Source organism: Robertmurraya mangrovi, assembly GCF_034427655.1.
Taxonomy (GTDB): domain Bacteria; phylum Bacillota; class Bacilli; order Bacillales; family Cytobacillaceae; genus Robertmurraya_A; species Robertmurraya_A mangrovi.
Genome location: NZ_JAXOFX010000013.1, coordinates 61,510 through 80,072, shown reverse-complemented (window position 1 = coordinate 80,072; position 18,563 = coordinate 61,510). Strand labels below are relative to the sequence as shown.

General features: G+C 37.5%; 14 protein-coding genes. All 14 read left to right on the top strand.

What is annotated here, in order from left to right:
• The first annotated feature begins 5 nt into the window (after window positions 1-5).
• The 14 genes from rseP to pnp all read left to right on the top strand — a co-directional run bounded on the left by rseP (window position 6) and on the right by pnp (window position 18,434).
• On the top strand, window positions 6-1,265 hold the full coding sequence (gene rseP, locus SM124_RS17125) for an RIP metalloprotease RseP (RefSeq protein WP_322447738.1): 1,260 nt from the start codon (window positions 6-8) through the stop codon (window positions 1,263-1,265).
• Between the two features lie 88 nt (window positions 1,266-1,353).
• Window positions 1,354-3,057: a proline--tRNA ligase gene (locus tag SM124_RS17120; protein WP_322447737.1), complete on the top strand. Its 1,704-nt coding sequence runs from the start codon at window positions 1,354-1,356 to the stop codon at window positions 3,055-3,057.
• A gap of 158 nt (window positions 3,058-3,215) precedes the next feature.
• Complete coding sequence (locus tag SM124_RS17115) at window positions 3,216-7,538, top strand: PolC-type DNA polymerase III (RefSeq protein ID WP_322447736.1); 4,323 nt, start codon at window positions 3,216-3,218, stop codon at window positions 7,536-7,538.
• A gap of 490 nt (window positions 7,539-8,028) precedes the next feature.
• Window positions 8,029-8,499: a ribosome maturation factor RimP gene (rimP, locus tag SM124_RS17110; RefSeq protein ID WP_322447735.1), complete on the top strand. Its 471-nt coding sequence runs from the start codon at window positions 8,029-8,031 to the stop codon at window positions 8,497-8,499.
• A 150-nt stretch (window positions 8,500-8,649) separates the two neighbouring features.
• Window positions 8,650-9,789, top strand: a complete 1,140-nt coding sequence (gene nusA, locus SM124_RS17105; protein WP_322447734.1) for a transcription termination factor NusA — start codon at window positions 8,650-8,652, stop codon at window positions 9,787-9,789.
• A gap of 15 nt (window positions 9,790-9,804) precedes the next feature.
• A complete protein-coding gene (gene rnpM, locus SM124_RS17100) occupies window positions 9,805-10,086 on the top strand; it encodes an RNase P modulator RnpM (protein ID WP_322447733.1) in 282 nt (93 codons plus the stop codon).
• Window positions 10,086-10,388 (top strand): YlxQ family RNA-binding protein, encoded by a 303-nt coding sequence (locus SM124_RS17095; RefSeq protein ID WP_322447732.1) that lies wholly within the window; start codon window positions 10,086-10,088, stop codon window positions 10,386-10,388. Before rnpM ends, SM124_RS17095 begins: the two co-directional genes overlap by 1 nt.
• A gap of 19 nt (window positions 10,389-10,407) precedes the next feature.
• Window positions 10,408-12,618 (top strand): translation initiation factor IF-2, encoded by a 2,211-nt coding sequence (gene infB / locus SM124_RS17090; RefSeq protein WP_322447731.1) that lies wholly within the window; start codon window positions 10,408-10,410, stop codon window positions 12,616-12,618.
• Window positions 12,618-12,899 (top strand): DUF503 domain-containing protein, encoded by a 282-nt coding sequence (locus SM124_RS17085; RefSeq protein WP_322447730.1) that lies wholly within the window; start codon window positions 12,618-12,620, stop codon window positions 12,897-12,899. Before infB ends, SM124_RS17085 begins: the two co-directional genes overlap by 1 nt.
• Window positions 12,900-12,998: 99 nt before the next feature.
• Window positions 12,999-13,370 carry a 30S ribosome-binding factor RbfA gene (rbfA, locus tag SM124_RS17080; RefSeq protein WP_322447729.1) on the top strand — a complete coding sequence of 124 codons (372 nt, stop codon included), beginning with the start codon at window positions 12,999-13,001 and terminating at the stop codon, window positions 13,368-13,370.
• A gap of 321 nt (window positions 13,371-13,691) precedes the next feature.
• Window positions 13,692-14,603 carry a tRNA pseudouridine(55) synthase TruB gene (gene truB / locus SM124_RS17075; protein WP_322447728.1) on the top strand — a complete coding sequence of 304 codons (912 nt, stop codon included), beginning with the start codon at window positions 13,692-13,694 and terminating at the stop codon, window positions 14,601-14,603.
• 78 nt (window positions 14,604-14,681) lie between these two features.
• Window positions 14,682-15,632, top strand: a complete 951-nt coding sequence (ribF, locus tag SM124_RS17070) for a bifunctional riboflavin kinase/FAD synthetase (protein WP_322447727.1) — start codon at window positions 14,682-14,684, stop codon at window positions 15,630-15,632.
• 126 nt (window positions 15,633-15,758) lie between these two features.
• Window positions 15,759-16,028 carry a 30S ribosomal protein S15 gene (rpsO, locus tag SM124_RS17065; protein ID WP_322447726.1) on the top strand — a complete coding sequence of 90 codons (270 nt, stop codon included), beginning with the start codon at window positions 15,759-15,761 and terminating at the stop codon, window positions 16,026-16,028.
• Window positions 16,029-16,313: 285 nt separating this feature from the next.
• Window positions 16,314-18,434, top strand: coding sequence for a polyribonucleotide nucleotidyltransferase (gene pnp / locus SM124_RS17060; RefSeq protein WP_322447725.1), 2,121 nt, complete (start codon window positions 16,314-16,316; stop codon window positions 18,432-18,434).
• The last annotated feature ends 129 nt before the right edge of the window (window positions 18,435-18,563 follow it).

Genomic DNA, 18,563 nt, shown 5'->3' with positions numbered 1-18,563 from the left:
ATCATTTGAGTACAGTAATAGCCTTTATCGTTATTTTTGGGGCATTAGTATTTTTCCATGAACTTGGACATTTTGTTTTTGCGAAGAGAGCAGGAATCCTATGTCGAGAGTTTGCTATAGGTTTTGGGCCAAAGGTTTTCTCTCATAGAAAAGGGGAAACGATTTATACGATCAGATTATTGCCAATCGGTGGATTTGTTAGAATGGCAGGGGAAGATCCTGAAATGGTTGAGATCAAACCTGGTTACCGAATTGGATTATTATTTGATGAACAAGAAAAAGTAAGTAAAATTCTACTAAATAACAAAGAAAAACATCCTAATGCTAGAATTATTGAAGTCGAGTACGCTGATATCGAACATGACCTTATTATTAAAGGATACGAAGAGGGCGAAGAGGAAGAGTTGAAGACCTTCCATATTAGTCGAACGGCACATCTAGTTGAAGATAATGTTGAAACGGTTATCGCCCCTTATGATCGTCAATTTGCTTCTAAAACATTAGGACAAAGAACAATGGCTATCTTTGCTGGTCCGATGATGAACTTTATCCTTGCTTTTGTTGTCTTTGTTATCATTGCATTTATGCAAGGTATTCCAACAAATGAACCGATACTTGGAAAAATCACTCCTGAAGGCGCGGCACTTGAAGCCGGACTAAAAGAAGGGGATATCGTTCAAAGTGTTGGAGGAGCAGAGGTTTCTAGCTGGGCTGATGTAGTGGAAATTATCCGTAAGAGCCCAGAAAAACAACTGGATTTTATTGTTGAGCGTGAAGGTTCTGAAATAACGATTCCTGTTACTCCTAAAGAACAAGAAGTAGAAGGAGAAAAAATCGGAATTATTGGTGTCTACAGCCCGATGGAAAAATCACCAATTAAAGCCGTTACCTATGGGGCAAAAGAGACTTATTTCTGGACTATAGAAATTTTCTCAATGCTAGGAAAATTAATCACAGGTCAGTTCTCAATCGATGCACTATCAGGTCCCGTTGGTATTTATGTGTCAACTGATACAGTAGCAAAATCGGGAATTTACTACCTAATGAAATGGGCAGGAATTTTAAGTATTAACTTAGGTATTATGAACCTACTTCCAATCCCTGCATTAGATGGCGGAAGATTAATGTTCTTTGCTGTTGAAGCATTAAGAGGGAAACCAATTGATAGACATAAAGAAGGTATGGTTCACTTTATCGGGTTTGCTCTACTAATGTTATTAATGCTAGTCGTTACTTGGAACGATATTCAAAGATTTTTCTTATAAAAATCAATTATTTCCGAAAGTGTTAGTGTTGGCTATCTCTAATAGGGATAGCCAACATAATTTTATATATTAATTAGAGGTGCAGAAAATGAAACAAAGTATGACATTTATTCCTACTCTTAGAGAAGTACCAGCCGATGCTGAAATTAAAAGCCATCAACTTCTATTAAGAGCAGGTTTTATGAAACAAAATGCAAGTGGAATCTATAGCTACCTTCCTCTTGCTAAACGAGTACTTCAAAAGGTTGAATCGATCGTACGTGAAGAAATGGACAATGCCGGTGGAGTAGAATTATTAATGCCTGCTCTGCAACAAGCTGAATTATGGCAAGAGTCTGGACGTTGGTATACATATGGTCCTGAATTAATGAGAATGAAGGATCGTCACGAAAGAGATTTTGCTTTAGGAGCTACACACGAAGAAGTCATTACTAGCTTGATCCGTGATGAAGTAAAATCTTACAAAAGACTACCTTTGACTCTTTATCAAATTCAAACAAAATTCCGTGATGAAAAACGTCCTCGATTTGGATTATTACGTGGGCGAGAATTTATCATGAAGGATGCTTACTCATTCCACTCAACAAAAGAAAGTTTAGATGACGTTTATGATAAAATTTTTACTGCGTACTCCAACATCTTTAGACGTTGTGGATTAAATTTCCGCGCTGTAATTGCTGATTCTGGTGCAATGGGCGGTAAAGATACACATGAATTTATGGTATTATCTGATGTTGGAGAGGACACGATTGCTTACTCAGACACATCTGAATATGCAGCCAATATTGAAATGGCGCCTGTTGTTGCAAAATATGAAAAAAGTAATGAAGAACTTAAAGCTATGGAGAAAGTCCATACAGAAAATATTAAAACAATCGAAGAAGTAACAAACTTCCTATCTGTCTCACCTCAAGCTTGTATTAAATCATTACTTTTTAAAGTGGACGAGCGTTATGTATTAGTGTTAGTGCGTGGTGACCATGAAGTAAATGATATTAAGCTTAAAAACGTGTTAGAAGCAAGCCAAGTTGAGCTTGCTACGGCTGAGGAAACAAAAGAAGTATTAGGCTGTTCAGTAGGTTCTATCGGTCCGGTTAATGTAACAAAGGTTGATGTTGTAGCGGATCATGCTGTTGAAGCAATCGTGAATGGTGTTTGCGGTGCAAATGAAGAGCATTATCACTACGTAAATGTAAATGTTGAACGAGACTTTAAGGTAAACCTTTTTGCAGACCTTCGTTTTATCCAAGAAGGGGATGCTTCTCCTGATGGACAAGGTACTATTCTTTTTGCTAAAGGGATTGAAGTTGGACATGTGTTCAAATTAGGAACTCGATATAGTGAATCAATGGGTGCTACATTCTTAGATGAAAACGGCAAATCCCAGCATATGATTATGGGTTGTTATGGGATTGGGGTTTCTAGAACGATGGCTGCTGTGGCAGAACAGTTCAATGATGACAACGGTCTAGTATGGCCAACAAGTGTTTCGCCATTTGACCTTCACTTAATTGCTATTAACATGAAGGACGAGAACCAATCTGCTCTTGCTGAAGAACTGTATTCGTTATTCAAGCAAAATCGCTATGATGTCCTTTTAGATGACAGACAAGAAAGACCAGGCGTTAAATTTGCTGATTCAGATTTAATAGGTTTACCAATTCGTGTTACAGTTGGTAAGAAAGCAGCAGAAGGTATTGTTGAAGTGAAAATTCGTAAAACAGGAGAAATGCAGGAAGTTCATAAAGATCAACTTCTAGAAACTATTTCTCAAATTATCACTACACTATAAAATAAAAAGCGGGTTCCCAAGTTCTTTGGTTCCCGCTTTTTATATGGAATAAATTCATAAGAACAGGTAGATTCTTTTATGATATAATAACCTATGCTTGTTTTAACTAATCAAATTTTAAATAGATAAATAAATAGATAAAGAGGGGAGATGGGTTGATGAGTGATACCTCTAGTAAAAGAGAGAGGTTCCAACTACTACTCCAGCAGCTTCAACTTACAGATGATGCCCTTGTTCCATATTTTGCACAAGGGGAAATAGAAAAAGTAGTAATAGAAAAAGTGGCAAAGAAATGGCATTTTCATTTCATGTTTGAAAAAATATTGCCTTATTCTGTACTAAATCAGTTGACGGTCCAATTACAGAAGACCTTTTCCCATATTGCTGCTACAACTTTTTCTTTAAAAGTTAGAGATCAAGGGTGTACAGAAGAGCTGATTATAGATTATTGGAGAGTTTGTATTCAAGAAATAGATGGCATTTCTCCTCCTTTAGCGAAGTTACTAAATGAGCAAGTTCCGAAAGTTCAAGGAACGAAGCTTATTATCAATGTAAATAATGAATTAGAAGGTTTAGCTATTAAACGAAAATACGTTAATATTCTTACCGATGCTTATCAAGGCTATGGTTTTCCATTATTAAATGTGGATACTGAAGTTAATGAAAGTTCATCAAACGCGGAGTATGAACAATTTTTACTAGCGAAACAAAGAGAAGATCAAGAAAAAGGACTTCAGGCGTTAATAGAAATGGAGAAGCAAGAAGCTGAGAAAGACTCAGCTGATGGGGTAGATATGTCGGGCCCGCTTACCATTGGTTTAACGATCAAAGATGATGCGGATTATAGAAAGCTTGAAGAGATTGTGGATGAAGAGCGTCGCGTGGCGATAGAGGGTTACATTTTTGCAGCGGAAACGAGAGAACTTCGCAGTGGTCGTACCCTATTAACCTTTAAAGTTACAGATTATACGAGTTCCATTATGGTCAAAATGTTTTCTCGTGATAAAGAAGATGCCGCTCTTTTTGAAAGAGTTCAAAAGGGTATGTGGGTAAAGGTTAGAGGAAGTATTCAAAACGACACCTTTGTTCGCGACCTAGTGATGATTGGTAATGACATTAATGAGATAAAACCAGTTGAGCGAAAAGATACAGCATCAGAGGATGAAAAAAGGGTAGAGTTACATCTTCATACCCCTATGAGTCAAATGGATGCTGTTACATCTGTTAGTTCCTTAATAGCACAAGCAAAAAAATGGGGCCATAAAGCCATAGCCGTTACGGATCATGCGGTTGCTCAATCGTTCCCTGAGGCATTTGGGGCAGGTAAGAAACATGATATTAAAGTGTTATACGGATTAGAAGCTAATCTAGTGAATGATGGAGTACCGATTGCTTATAACGATTCCAACCGACTACTAGTAGATGATACTTATGTTGTTTTTGACGTTGAGACGACTGGTTTATCAGCTGTCTATGATACGATCATCGAATTAGCCGCCGTTAAAATTAGGCAAGGTGAAATCATTGATCGATTTGAGTCGTTTGCGAATCCACATCATCCACTATCAGCTACTACCATTGAGTTAACAGGGATTACGGACGACATGGTCGTAAATGCTCCAGAAGTGGTAGAAGTTATTAAGAAATTCCATGATTGGATTGGAGATTCGGTTCTTGTAGCCCATAATGCATCCTTTGATATGGGATTTTTAAATGTTGGTTACAAACAATGTGGACTAGGCAAAGCGACAAATCCAGTCATTGATACATTGGAACTGGCACGTTTTCTTTACCCAGATATGAAAAACCACCGTCTAAATACTCTAGCAAAAAGGTTTAAAGTTGAACTAACTCAGCATCACCGTGCCATTTATGATGCAGAAGCTACCGGTTATTTATTAATGATTATGTTAAAAGATGTGATAGAAAAAGGTGTCGAATATCATAATCAATTAAATGATAATATGGGTCAAGGAAACGCTTATCAACGTGCTCGTCCCTATCATTGTACGTTACTAGCTCAAAATGAAGTCGGACTTAAAAATTTATTCAAGCTAATATCTATATCACATATGAATTACTTCTATCGTGTTCCTAGAATTCCTCGTTCTGTTTTAGTCAAGCATCGAGAAGGGATTTTAATAGGATCAGGCTGTGATAAAGGGGAAGTTTTTGAAGGAATGATGCAAAAATCCCCAGATGAGGTTGAAGAGACTGCTAAATTTTATGATTATATTGAAGTTCATCCAAAAGAAGTTTATTCACATCTAATCGAATTAGAATTAGTTCGTGACGAGGCTTCTTTAGAGGATATTATTAAAAATGTGGTTAACTTAGGAGATAAGCTAGAAATCCCGGTGGTTGCCACAGGAAATGTCCATTATTTAAATCCAAACGACAAGATCTATCGAAAAATATTAGTAAGTTCTCAAGGTGGAGCCAATCCATTAAATCGTCATGAGCTACCTGATGTCCATTTTAGAACGACGAATGAGATGTTAGACGCGTTTCAATTTTTAGGAAAAGAAAAAGCAAAAGAAATTGTTGTTACGAACACGAATAAAATTGCTGATATGGTTGAAAAGATTAAACCGATTAGGGACGATCTTTACACGCCTAAAATTGAAGGCGCCGATGAAGAAATGCGTAATATGAGTTACTCTATGGCTAAACAAATTTATGGTGAGCCGCTTCCAGAAATTGTAGAAGCACGTTTAGAAAAAGAACTAAAAAGTATCATTGGACACGGGTTTGCGGTTATTTACTTGATTTCTCACAAGCTTGTTAAAAAGTCGCTAGATGATGGATACCTTGTTGGTTCTCGTGGATCGGTAGGTTCTTCATTTGTGGCGACGATGACAGAAATTACAGAGGTAAACCCATTACCTCCGCATTATGTTTGTCCACATTGTAAGCATTCTGAATTCTTTAATGATGGTTCAGTAGGCTCAGGATTTGACTTGCCTGATAAAAATTGTCCGAACTGTGGCGGCAGATATAAAAAAGACGGTCACGATATTCCGTTCGAAACATTCCTAGGATTTAAAGGAGACAAGGTACCCGATATTGACTTAAACTTCTCAGGTGAATATCAGCCTCGTGCCCATAACTATACGAAAGTACTGTTCGGTGAGGAGTATGTTTATCGAGCTGGAACGATTGGTACAGTTGCCGATAAGACAGCTTTTGGTTATGTAAAAGCATATCAACAAGATCACAACCTTCAACTGCGTGGTGCGGAAGTGGAAAGGTTAGCTTCCGGATGTACAGGTGTTAAGAGAACAACTGGTCAGCATCCAGGGGGTATCATTGTTGTTCCAGATTATATGGATATATATGATTTCTCTCCAATTCAATTTCCAGCGGATGATAAGACATCAGAATGGAAAACGACGCACTTTGATTTCCATTCCATCCATGATAACTTGTTAAAACTTGATATACTAGGACACGATGATCCGACCGTTATCCGTATGCTTCAAGATTTAAGTGGAATTGACCCAAAGACGATTCCTACGGATGATCCAGAAGTGATGAAAATTTTTAGCGGAACAGAAGCGCTTGGTGTAACAGAAGAACAAATTATGTGTAAAACAGGTACTCTAGGGATTCCTGAGTTTGGTACTCGATTTGTTCGTCAAATGCTAGAGGACACAAAACCAAGTACGTTCTCTGAACTTGTTCAAATCTCAGGATTGTCACATGGTACGGATGTTTGGTTAGGGAATGCACAGGAATTAATTTATAATAAAACTTGTACGTTAAGTGAAGTAATCGGTTGTCGTGATGACATCATGGTGTATTTAATTTACCAAGGACTAGAACCGTCATTTGCTTTTAAAATTATGGAGTCTGTTCGTAAAGGTAAAGGCTTAAGTGATGAAATGGAAGAAGAAATGCGTAAAAATGAAGTTCCAGAGTGGTATATCGATTCATGTAAGAAAATTAAATACATGTTCCCGAAAGCCCATGCTGCCGCATACGTTTTAATGGCAGTACGTATTGCTTACTTTAAAGTCCATCATCCGCTTTTATATTACGCAGCATACTTCACGGTTCGTGCGGAAGACTTTGATGTTGATGCCATGGTAAAAGGCCCACAAGCCATTAGAGCGAAGGTAGAAGAAATTAATGATAAAGGGCTTGAAGCTTCTACTAAAGAGAAAAACCTTTTAACCGTTATGGAAATTGCTCTAGAAATGAGTCAAAGAGGTTTTTCGTTTAAAAAAGTAGATCTTTATAACTCAAGTGCTTCAGAGTTTATTATTGATGGAGATTCATTAATACCGCCGTTTAATTCTATTCCAGGGTTAGGTACGAATGCGGCGATTAACATTGTTAAAGCAAGACAAGAGGGAGAGTTCCTTTCTAAAGAGGACTTACAGCAAAGAGGTAAGGTCTCGAAGACCATTATAGAATTCCTAGACAACCACGGTTGTTTAGAGGCACTGCCAGATCAAAATCAGTTGTCACTTTTCTAGTAAAAAATTAGTGAAAATTTCACTAACCTTTTAGTTGAACCTCCTTCCAAAAAAATGGCTACAACAGCTATTCCATTTGCATTAAATATTTGGTTATGTTATAGTTTTATTGGAAATACTAAAGATAACTCTCGTAGACAAGAGTGGGGTCACCCCACTCTTTCGTTTGTTTACACCTATTTTCTTTCATATGCTTTTAATCATGCACGGTTTTTTTGTTCGATTTCTTTTGAACACATACATAATAAAAGGGAACGATATAATTAGTTCTTATCAAATCGTTACATCCTTAAAGCATAAGGTTGACTCGTTATTCGAATAGGAAACCGGTCTACGAACAAAATTATTAATAATAAAGCTCTTTATCGTAATTTTTCCCGCTAAGACAATAGACCTTAGCAGTCAACAAGTTACGTTAACAGCCTTGTGTTTTTACAATATATAGATTTTAATCACGGGCAAGCAGAGTGTATGTTTAAGGAGGGATAAAATGAGCAAAGTGATTGAAGTGGTTGAAAACATAGTTACTCCGATACTAGATGATCTTAACTTAGAATTAGTCGATGTTGAGTATGTGAAAGAAGGAAGAGATTGGTTCCTTCGCGTATTTGTAGACAAAGATACGGGAATTGACATTGAGGAATGCGGAATCGTAAGTGAACGGTTAAGTGAGAAACTAGACGAGCTAGATCCTATTCCATATAACTACTTCCTGGAAGTATCATCTCCTGGTGCTGAACGCCCTTTAAAAAAAGCAACAGATTATGAAAAGTCCATTGGTAAAAATGTGTATATAAAAACGTACGAACCGATTGACGGTGAAAAAGTATTTGAGGGTGTCTTAACTAGCTTTGATGGTGAGACAGTAACCGTTGAAATAAAGATTAAAACGAGAAAGAAGTCCATTGTGATCCCATTTAATAAGGTAGCTAGTGCCAGATTAGCTGTGACTTTCTCATAAGTTTTTAATGGTGCTCTATTTATTAAAAATAGAGCTTCTCTAGTATGTATAAGATTTTTATTCATATCTTTAAAAATAAATAGCCTGAACAATTTTACTAAAAATTTTACTAAAAGTAAGATTGATAAAGTATGAAGGGGGATACAACTCATGAGCAGTGAACTGTTAGATGCTCTGATGTTGCTTGAAAAAGAAAAAGGAATATCGCGTAACGTAATCATTGAAGCCATTGAAGCAGCATTAATTTCCGCTTACCGACGCAATTTTAATCAAGCACAAAATGTAAGAATTGACTTAAATCTTGGTACGGGGACGATGAGAGTTTTCGCACGTAAAGAGGTTGTTGACGAAGTATTTGATCCTCGTCTTGAAATTTCGATAGCGGATGCTCAACAAATTAACCCAAATTATACGATAGAAGACGTAGTAGAGTTAGAGGTTACACCTAAAGACTTCGGACGTATCGCAGCTCAAACAGCGAAACAAGTTGTCACTCAACGCGTTCGTGAAGCTGAAAGAGGAATCATTTATTCTGAGTTCATTGATAGAGAAGAAGACATTATGACGGGGATTGTTCAACGTCTTGACTCTAAATTTATCTATGTAAGCCTTGGGAAAATTGAAGCTATTTTACCAGCTAACGAGCAAATGCCTAATGAAAGATACAAGCCACATGACCGTATTAAAGTTTTCATCACTAAAGTGGAGAAAACAACAAAAGGTCCACAAATTTTTGTATCGAGAACTCATCCTGGATTATTAAAGAGGTTATTCGAAATTGAAGTTCCTGAGATTTACGACGGAACAGTTGAAATTAAATCTGTTGCTCGTGAAGCTGGAGACCGTTCCAAAATTTCTGTTCATTCGGATAATCCAGAAGTGGATCCAGTAGGAGCTTGTGTAGGTCCAAAAGGAACTCGTGTTCAAGCTGTTGTTAACGAATTAAAAGGTGAAAAAATTGATATCGTTAAGTGGTCAGAAGATCCAGTTGTTTTCGTAGCAAACGCTCTAAGTCCATCAAAGGTTTTAGATGTAATGGTGAACGAAGAAGAGAAAGCGACAACGGTTATCGTACCAGATTACCAGTTATCTTTAGCTATCGGTAAACGCGGACAAAATGCCCGCCTTGCTGCTAAGTTAACAGGATGGAAAATTGACATAAAGTCTGAAACAGATGCGAGAGAAGCAGGTATTTTTCCTCGTGAAGAAGGGATTTTATCCTTTAACGATGATGAGCCTGAAACTGATGACACTAATCTAAATCTAGATTATGTTGAAGATAACGAATAATTGAGGTGAATGATCGTGAACACTCGTAAAAAAGTACCTATGCGAAAATGTGTAGCTACTGGTGAAATGAGGCCAAAAAAAGATTTGGTTCGCATCGTTCGTTCTAAAGAGGGAGAGGTTTCCATCGACTTAACTGGAAAAAAATCAGGTCGTGGAGCATATCTTTCTAAAACAGAGGAAGCTGTACAAAAAGCAAAGAAGAAGAATGTTTTATCTAGCCACTTAGAAGTCAAAGTGGATGATCGTATATATGAAGAGCTTATAGAGCTCATTGAGAAGGAGAAACGACTATCCTAATGAACGGAAATCAGTGGATGTCATTGCTTGGCTTAGCCAATCGAGCGCGTAAAATTATTTCTGGTGAAGAACTTTCTGTTAAGGAAATTCAGAACCGTAAAGCGAAACTTGTTTTGTTATCAGCGGATGCATCTGCTAATACAAACAAAAAAGTAACGGACAAATGCAAATCCTATAATATTCCTTATAAATTAGTAGAAAACCGTTTTTTGCTCGGTCAAGCGATCGGTAAAGAAGCCCGCGTAGTAGTGGCTGTTCTAGATGAGGGATTTGCCAAGAAGCTAATGACGTTGCTCGATTAAATCTAGCGGGGGTGTATTAATGAGTAAAATGCGAGTATATGAATATGCAAAAAAACATAATATTTCCAGCAAGGAAATTATTACAAAATTAAAAGACATGGATATCGAGGTTTCAAACCATATGACTACAATAGAAGATGATACAGTGAAAAAATTAGATAGCTTATTTAATAAAAAAGAGGAAAAGAAAGCTCCGGCTAAAGAGCAACAAAAACCTCAAGGACAAAAGCCTCAACAAAATGTTCAACCTAAAACAAAGGCAGCTGCTTTCGAAGACGATGACCGTGCTTCAACACCTGCTGTAGTAAAAGTTAAGACTAATGTTGTTAAAGCAAATGATAGTAAAAAAGGTGCACAAGAGTACCAGTCGAAAGAAAACAAAGCGTTCAATAAAAATAAAAACAAAAATAAAAACAATAACCAAAATCAAAACAGATCTAGACAACAACACCAACCACAACCACCTAAAAAGAAAGAATTACCTGCTAAAATTACTTTTAGCGAATCTTTAACGGTTGCTGAACTAGCTAAAAAGCTACACTTAGAGCCTTCAGAAATCATTAAAAAATTATTCTTACTTGGGGTTATGGCTACGATTAACCAAGTTCTTGACAAAGATGCCATTGAGTTAATCTGTGCTGAGTACAACGTTGAAGTCGAAGAGGAAATCAAAATTGATACGACAGATTTAGAGGTTTACTTCACGGAAGACGAATCAGATGACCTTGTTGAAAGACCTTCTGTAGTAACAATCATGGGTCACGTTGACCACGGTAAAACAACTTTATTAGACTCTATTCGAAACACGAAAGTAACAGCTGGCGAAGCGGGTGGTATCACTCAGCATATCGGTGCATATCAAGTAGTGGAGAACGGTAAAAAGATTACTTTCCTTGATACACCAGGTCACGCGGCTTTTACAACGATGCGTGCTCGTGGAGCGAAAATTACGGATATCACTGTTCTAGTTGTAGCTGCAGATGATGGAGTAATGCCTCAAACAGTTGAAGCTATTAATCACGCTAAAGCGGCAGAGGTACCAATTATCGTAGCTGTTAATAAAATGGATAAAGAGTCTGCCAATCCTGACCGTGTGATGCAAGAGTTAACAGAGCATGGTTTAGTGCCAGAGGCTTGGGGTGGAGATACGATTTTCGTACCACTTTCAGCTTTAAAAGGCGAGGGTATTGATTCTCTTTTAGAAATGATTCTTCTTGTAGGTGAAGTCGAAGAATACAAAGCTAACCCTAAGAGAAAAGCAATCGGTACCGTTATTGAAGCTCAACTTGATAAAGGTCGAGGCTCAGTCGCAACACTTCTAGTTCAAAACGGAACACTTCGTATTGGAGACCCAATCGTTGTTGGTAAAACGTTTGGACGTGTACGTGCAATGGTAAATGATGTTGGGCGTCGTGTTAAAGAAGCAGGTCCATCCACTCCTGTAGAGATTACTGGATTAAATGATGTACCACTTGCGGGAGATCGTTTCGTTGTATTTGAAGACGAGAAGACTGCTCGTTCTATCGGGGAAACTCGTGCGCAACAAGCGTTACAAGCACAGAGAAGTGAGAAAACAAAAGTTAGTCTTGAAAATCTGTTTGAGCACATGAAACAAGGAGAAATGAAAGACTTAAACTTAATTGTTAAAGGTGACGTTCAAGGTTCTGTTGAAGCAGTAGCTGCTGCTTTACAAAAAATTGACGTAGAAGGTGTAAATGTTCGAATCATTCACACTGGCGTAGGTGCGATTAACGAATCAGATATCACTTTAGCTTCTGCTTCAAATGCTATTGTTATTGGATTTAACGTACGTCCAGATAACAACGCTAAGCGTGCAGCTGATACAGAAGAAGTAGATATCCGTTTACACAGAATCATTTATAAAGTAATTGAAGAAATTGAAGCAGCGATGAAAGGAATGCTTGATCCTGAGTTCCAAGAGAAAATTACTGGTCAAGCGGAAGTTCGTCAAACATTCAAAGTTTCTAAAGTTGGAACAATTGCAGGTTCTTACGTTACAGATGGTAAAATCACTCGTGGCAGCGGTGTTCGTGTCATTCGTGATGGAATCGTGGTATTCGAAGGCGAAATCGATGCATTAAAACGTTTCAAAGATGATGCAAAAGAAGTAAGCCAAGGGTACGAATGTGGAATTACCATTAAAAACTTTAATGATGTAAAAGAAGGAGACGTCATTGAAGCATATATTATGGAAGAAGTGGAACGTTAATGATAGTTGGCTTAGCAGCCTGTGAATGTATCATTTACGATGCACATTCTTTAAAAGACAAAAGAGCTGTGTTACAGAGGATTATGACACGTCTGAAGCAGAAATATAATGTTTCTGTTTCAGAGGTTGACTTTCAAGATGTATGGCAGAGAACGAAGCTTGCAATCGTGGTTGTATCTTCCTCTGGGGTGTCAACAGAAAGAGAATTACAACATGCTCTAAGTTTTATTGACTCGTTTCCGGAGATAGAACGAACCATCACGGATATCGAGTGGCTTTAAATACATTTTTTGTTCTTTGAGAGGTAAAAATAAAATTACCAATACGATTTTCATTTTTATCGTACTGCTCATAAGAACTGAACAAAGAGGTGACATACTATGAGCCTTCGATCTAATCGTGTTGGAGAACAAATGAAAAAAGAATTAGGCGAGATTATTAGCCGAAAAATAAAAGACCCACGCATCGGTTTTGTTACTGTAACAGATGTGGAAGTTTCAGGAGATCTCCAACAAGCAAAAGTGTTTATTTCTGTTCTAGGTGATGACCTACAGAAAGAAAACACGCTTAAAGGTTTAGCAAAAGCAAAAGGATTCATTCGCTCAGAAATTGGCCAAAGAATCCGCTTAAGAAAAACTCCAGAAATCATCTTTGAATTCGACGAGTCCATCGACTACGGAAACCGTATCGACACACTCCTACACCAAATTCAAAGAGAAGACAAAACAAAAGATAGTGAGCAGGAAATTTAAAGGTTAATTTAAATACTTTTGTTATAGTTGTTGTTTAAACTAATCCGAGTTGATTGGAGCGGAGGACACTTGACTCCTGCAGGAAGTAGAGGGAATGGGAGACCCCACAGGCGGAACGCCGAGGAGGCTCCCATCCCTCCCTGCGGAAAGCAAGTGTCCGGAGCGGAAATCAACGGGCTTCTATAGCAAGAAACTTTTATAATACCTTGGATCTCCATTCAGATACAATATGGATAAAAGGATAGACATACTTTGTCTATCCTTTTCTTAATATAACGATGAATTCATACATATAATGACAACTTGAACGGAGGATTACAAATGGAAGGAATTTTACCGCTTTATAAAGAAAAAGGTATGACCTCCCACGATTGCGTATTTAAACTCAGAAAAATCTTAAAAATGAAACGAATCGGTCATACAGGTACTCTAGATCCTGATGTAACAGGAGTATTACCGATTTGTTTAGGACGAGCTACTAAAGTAGCAGAATACATTACAGATGCAGGTAAATCTTACGAAGGGGAAGTATCGATTGGATTCTCAACCACAACAGAAGACGCTTCTGGAGAAGTAGTTGAACAAAAAATAGTAGATAGAACCTTCACAAGGAAAGAAATTTTAGAAGTCTTGTCGAGCTTAACAGGAGAAATTACTCAAACACCACCTATGTATTCAGCCGTTAAAGTTAACGGTAAAAGGCTCTATGAATATGCGAGACAGGGAATCGAAGTAGAGAGACCATCGAGAAAAGTTACTATCTATTCAATTGAGCTCCTAGATGATAGAGAAGAATTTGAAGGTGAAACGATTCAATTTAGATTTAAAGTAGCGTGCAGCAAAGGGACATATATTCGAACACTTGCCGTTATGATTGGAGAATCTTTAGGTTACCCAGCCCATATGTCTGATCTAAAACGAATTCAATCAGCATCATTTTCATTAGAAGATTGCTTAACTCTTGAAGAGGTGAGCAAAAAGCTTGAAGAAGGCACAATTCAGGAATTTATTAGACCAATGGAGGCCGCGCTTTTACATTTGCCGAAATATGAAATAAGTGATAAATTAAGTGAGAAAGTTTTAAATGGTTCAGTCCTAAATATTCCAGAAGAACTAACGGAAGTGTCAGGACCCATTGTTGTACAGGACTCTAAAGGTACAGCATTGGCCATTTATCAGCATCATCCCCATAAAGTTGGCTTAATGAAGCCGACTAAGGTATTGAAAATCTAGGGGATGCAAATTAATCAATCTATACAAATCATATAGAATAAGCTTTTTAGGATTGATAGGAAAAAGGTGAGTATCAGCGTGGAAGTAATTACGATTCATCATCCCCACAATTTACAAAAAGAAGACTTTGAACCAATGGCTATGGCACTTGGTTATTTTGATGGAGTACATCTAGGTCACCAAAGGGTCATTCAAACGGCTAAAAGTGTAGCAAAAGAAAAGGGTATCAAAAGTGCCGTCATGACTTTTGATCCTCATCCGTCCGTCATTCTTCGTCGAGAAGTACAACATGTAGAATATATCACTCCATTAGAAGAGAAAATGGAGTTAGTCAATAAGCTGGGAATTGATTACCTTTTTGTTGTGAAATTTTCACATCAATTTGCGGACCTTTTACCACAAGAATTTATAGACCAGTACATTATTGGATTAAACGTGGTTCATCTCATTGCTGGATTTGATTATTCATATGGAAAAATGGGCAAAGGGACGATGGAAACAATTTCATTTCACTCTAGAGGGAAGTTTGACTATACAACCGTTCCGAAGCTCACAAACGGTAATGAAAAGGTTAGTTCAACACTCATTCGCTCTTTTATTAAAGAAGGAAAAATGCTTGAGCTAAACTCCTTATTAGGTAGGTATTACACGACAAGCGGAATTGTCATCCACGGGGACAAGAGGGGAAGAACCATTGGTTTTCCAACTGCTAATATTGAAATTCATGACGAATATTTAATTCCTCCACTTGGAGTATATTCTGTAAGAATATTGGTTGAAGACCTGTGGTATGAAGGAGTATGCAATATAGGTTATAAGCCGACGTTTAATAAGGAACAAGGACACAAACCATCAGTAGAAGTACATATTTTTGATTTCAACAAAGAAATTTATGACCAGAAAGTTACAGTTGAATGGCATAAACATATAAGAAGTGAGAAGAAGTTCTCAGGAATTGATGAGTTAGTGGCACAAATTGAACGAGATAAGCTAGAAAGCCTTTCTTACTTTGAAAAAAACAACGTTTAGTCTTGCTTTTTGTCATAAAAAGTTGTATTCTTATAAGCGTAACAAAAAATGAACCTTTTCTTGGCAAGTCGAATCACCGACGCTTGCTCAGAAACAGGGGATTGATAATATTAGGAGGTGAACCGGATGGCAATCACTAAAGAACGTAAAAACGAACTTATCAGTGAGTACAGAACTCACGAAAGCGACACTGGATCTCCAGAAGTTCAAATCGCTGTCCTTACAGAAGAAATCAACAACTTAAATGGCCATTTACGTACTCATAAGAAAGATCACCACTCACGTCGCGGTCTTTTAAAAATGGTAGGTAAACGTCGTAACCTATTAACTTACCTTCGTAACAAAGATGTTTCTCGTTACCGTGAGTTAATCACTAAGCTTGGTTTACGTCGATAATTTGAAGAAGCGGGATATATCCCGCTTTTTTGTTAGCATTAAAATAGATGGATTTTCGTGTATTTTTTGTTTTTTATTTCTAGAAAAGGTCCTCTTTTCATCTTTACTAAATTGAAAAAGAGCTAAATGGTAATACAATTATACATATCCTTTATTTTAAGTATCAGTGAAAATGTTAATACTACATAAGAATGCAGTTCCATACTTAGCTTACTGGAAGATACAAGGGCATACCAATCTTCTTTTATAATAAATTGAATGGAAAACATAGAGAGGGGTTCACAAATGGGACAAGATAAACAAGTCTTTTCTATTGACTGGGCTGGACGTCCATTAACAGTTGAAATAGGACAATTAGCAAAGCAAGCAAACGGTGCTGTTTTAGTTCGCTACGGAGACACTGCTGTATTAAGTACAGCAACCGCATCAAAGGAACCAAAGAAGTTAGATTTTTTCCCGTTAACGGTTAACTACGAAGAACGTTTATACGCGGTTGGTAAAATACCAGGAGGATTTATTAAAAGGGAAGGTCGTCCAAGTGAAAAAGCGATCTTAGCGAGCCGATTAATTGATCGTCCTATTCGTCCATTATTCGCAGATGGATTCCGTAATGAAGTTCAAGTAATCAGTATCGTCATGAGTGTAGACCAAAACTGTTCATCAGAGATGGCTGCTATGTTTGGATCTTCTTTAGCATTGTCTGTTTCAAACATTCCTTTTGAAGGACCAATTGCGGGTGTAACGGTAGGACGTGTAGATGGTAACTTTATTATTAACCCTTCCGTAACTGAAATGGAAAATAGTGATCTACACCTAGTTGTTGCAGGAACAAAGGATGCGATTAACATGGTTGAAGCAGGTGCTGATGAAGTTCCTGAAGAAACGATGCTAGAAGCAATTATGTTCGGTCATGATGAAATTAAACGATTAATTGCGTTCCAAGAAGAAATCGTAGCTAAAGTTGGAAAAGAAAAATTAGAAATTACTTTATATGAACTGGATGCAGAACTTGAAGCGGAGATTCGTGGCATGTGCGAGACTGAAATAGTACAAGCTATCCAAGTTCAAGAAAAGCATGCTCGTGAACAAGCGATTACGGAAGTAAAGCAAAAAGTAATAGCTAAATATGAAGAGCAAGAAGCAGAAGACGAAGACTTAAAACAAGTAAAGCAAATTCTTGACAAAATTGTTAAAGGTGAAGTTCGTCGATTAATTACAGAAGAAAAAGTACGTCCAGATGGCCGTAACCCAGATGCCATTCGTGCACTGTCTTCAGAAATCAATATTTTACCTCGTACCCATGGTTCAGGCCTATTCACACGTGGCCAAACTCAAGCTCTTAGTATTTGTACATTAGGAGCAATGGGAGATGTTCAAATACTTGATGGTCTAGGGATTGAAGAAGAAAAACGCTTTATGCACCACTATAACTTCCCTCAATTCAGCGTTGGGGAGACAGGACCTATCCGTGGCCCTGGTCGTCGTGAAATCGGACACGGTGCTCTTGGAGAACGTGCTTTAGAGCCAATTATTCCAAGTGAAAAAGACTTCCCTTACACCATTCGTCTTGTATCTGAAGTATTAGAATCTAATGGTTCAACTTCACAAGCAAGTATTTGTGCTAGTACATTAGCGATGATGGATGCGGGTGTACCGATTAAAGCACCAGTAGCTGGTATTGCGATGGGATTAGTTAAATCGGGTGAGCATTATACAATTTTAACTGATATTCAAGGAATGGAAGACCACCTTGGAGATATGGATTTTAAAGTAGCTGGAACTTCAAAAGGTGTTACAGCACTTCAAATGGATATTAAAATTGAAGGCTTATCTCGTCAAATTTTAGAAGAAGCATTACAACAAGCAAAAGTAGGGCGTATGCAAATTCTAGAATCGATGATGGCAACGATTTCTGAGCCGAAAAATGAGCTTTCTCGTTATGCTCCGAAAATCCTAACAATGGCGATTAACCCTGATAAAATTCGTGATGTTATTGGACCAAGTGGTAAACAAATTAATAAAATCATCGAAGAAACAGGCGTTAAAATCGATATTGAGCAAGATGGTACAATCTTCATTTCTTCAACTGAAGAAGATATGAACCAAAAAGCGAAGAAAATTATTGAAGATATCGTTCGTGAAGTAGAAGTGGGACAAATGTATTTAGGTAAAGTAAAACGAATTGAAAAATTCGGTGCATTTGTTGAACTATTCAGCGGTAAAGATGGACTTGTTCATATTTCTGAGCTAGCTGAAGAACGTGTTGGTAAAGTAGAAGATGTTGTTGCGATTGGCGATGAAATCTTAGTTAAAGTCATGGAAATTGACAAACAAGGTCGTGTAAACCTATCTAGAAAAGTCGTATTAAAAGAGCAACGTGAGCAACAAGAACAAGCTCAAAAGTAATATAAAGAGTGATTAGCGCAGGAAGTGGACCATATAGACTTACATGTGCTCGAATGACGAGTCAGGGGAAACCCTGACTTTTTATTGATTTTAGAAATATGAATGTTTAATTCGTTCTACCTTGTCCTA

Excerpts from the sequence above, each read along its gene's own strand:
- SM124_RS17120 (WP_322447737.1), top strand. The coding sequence starts at position 1,354 with ATGAAACAAAGTATGACATTTATTCCTACTCTTAGAGAAGTACCAGCC.
- SM124_RS17115 (WP_322447736.1), top strand. The coding sequence starts at position 3,216 with ATGAGTGATACCTCTAGTAAAAGAGAGAGGTTCCAACTACTACTCCAG.
- rimP (WP_322447735.1), top strand. The coding sequence starts at position 8,029 with ATGAGCAAAGTGATTGAAGTGGTTGAAAACATAGTTACTCCGATACTA.
- nusA (WP_322447734.1), top strand. The coding sequence starts at position 8,650 with ATGAGCAGTGAACTGTTAGATGCTCTGATGTTGCTTGAAAAAGAAAAA.
- SM124_RS17095 (WP_322447732.1), top strand. The coding sequence starts at position 10,086 with ATGAACGGAAATCAGTGGATGTCATTGCTTGGCTTAGCCAATCGAGCG.
- infB (WP_322447731.1), top strand. The coding sequence starts at position 10,408 with ATGAGTAAAATGCGAGTATATGAATATGCAAAAAAACATAATATTTCC.
- SM124_RS17085 (WP_322447730.1), top strand. The coding sequence starts at position 12,618 with ATGATAGTTGGCTTAGCAGCCTGTGAATGTATCATTTACGATGCACAT.
- rbfA (WP_322447729.1), top strand. The coding sequence starts at position 12,999 with ATGAGCCTTCGATCTAATCGTGTTGGAGAACAAATGAAAAAAGAATTA.
- truB (WP_322447728.1), top strand. The coding sequence starts at position 13,692 with ATGGAAGGAATTTTACCGCTTTATAAAGAAAAAGGTATGACCTCCCAC.
- rpsO (WP_322447726.1), top strand. The coding sequence starts at position 15,759 with ATGGCAATCACTAAAGAACGTAAAAACGAACTTATCAGTGAGTACAGA.
- pnp (WP_322447725.1), top strand. The coding sequence starts at position 16,314 with ATGGGACAAGATAAACAAGTCTTTTCTATTGACTGGGCTGGACGTCCA.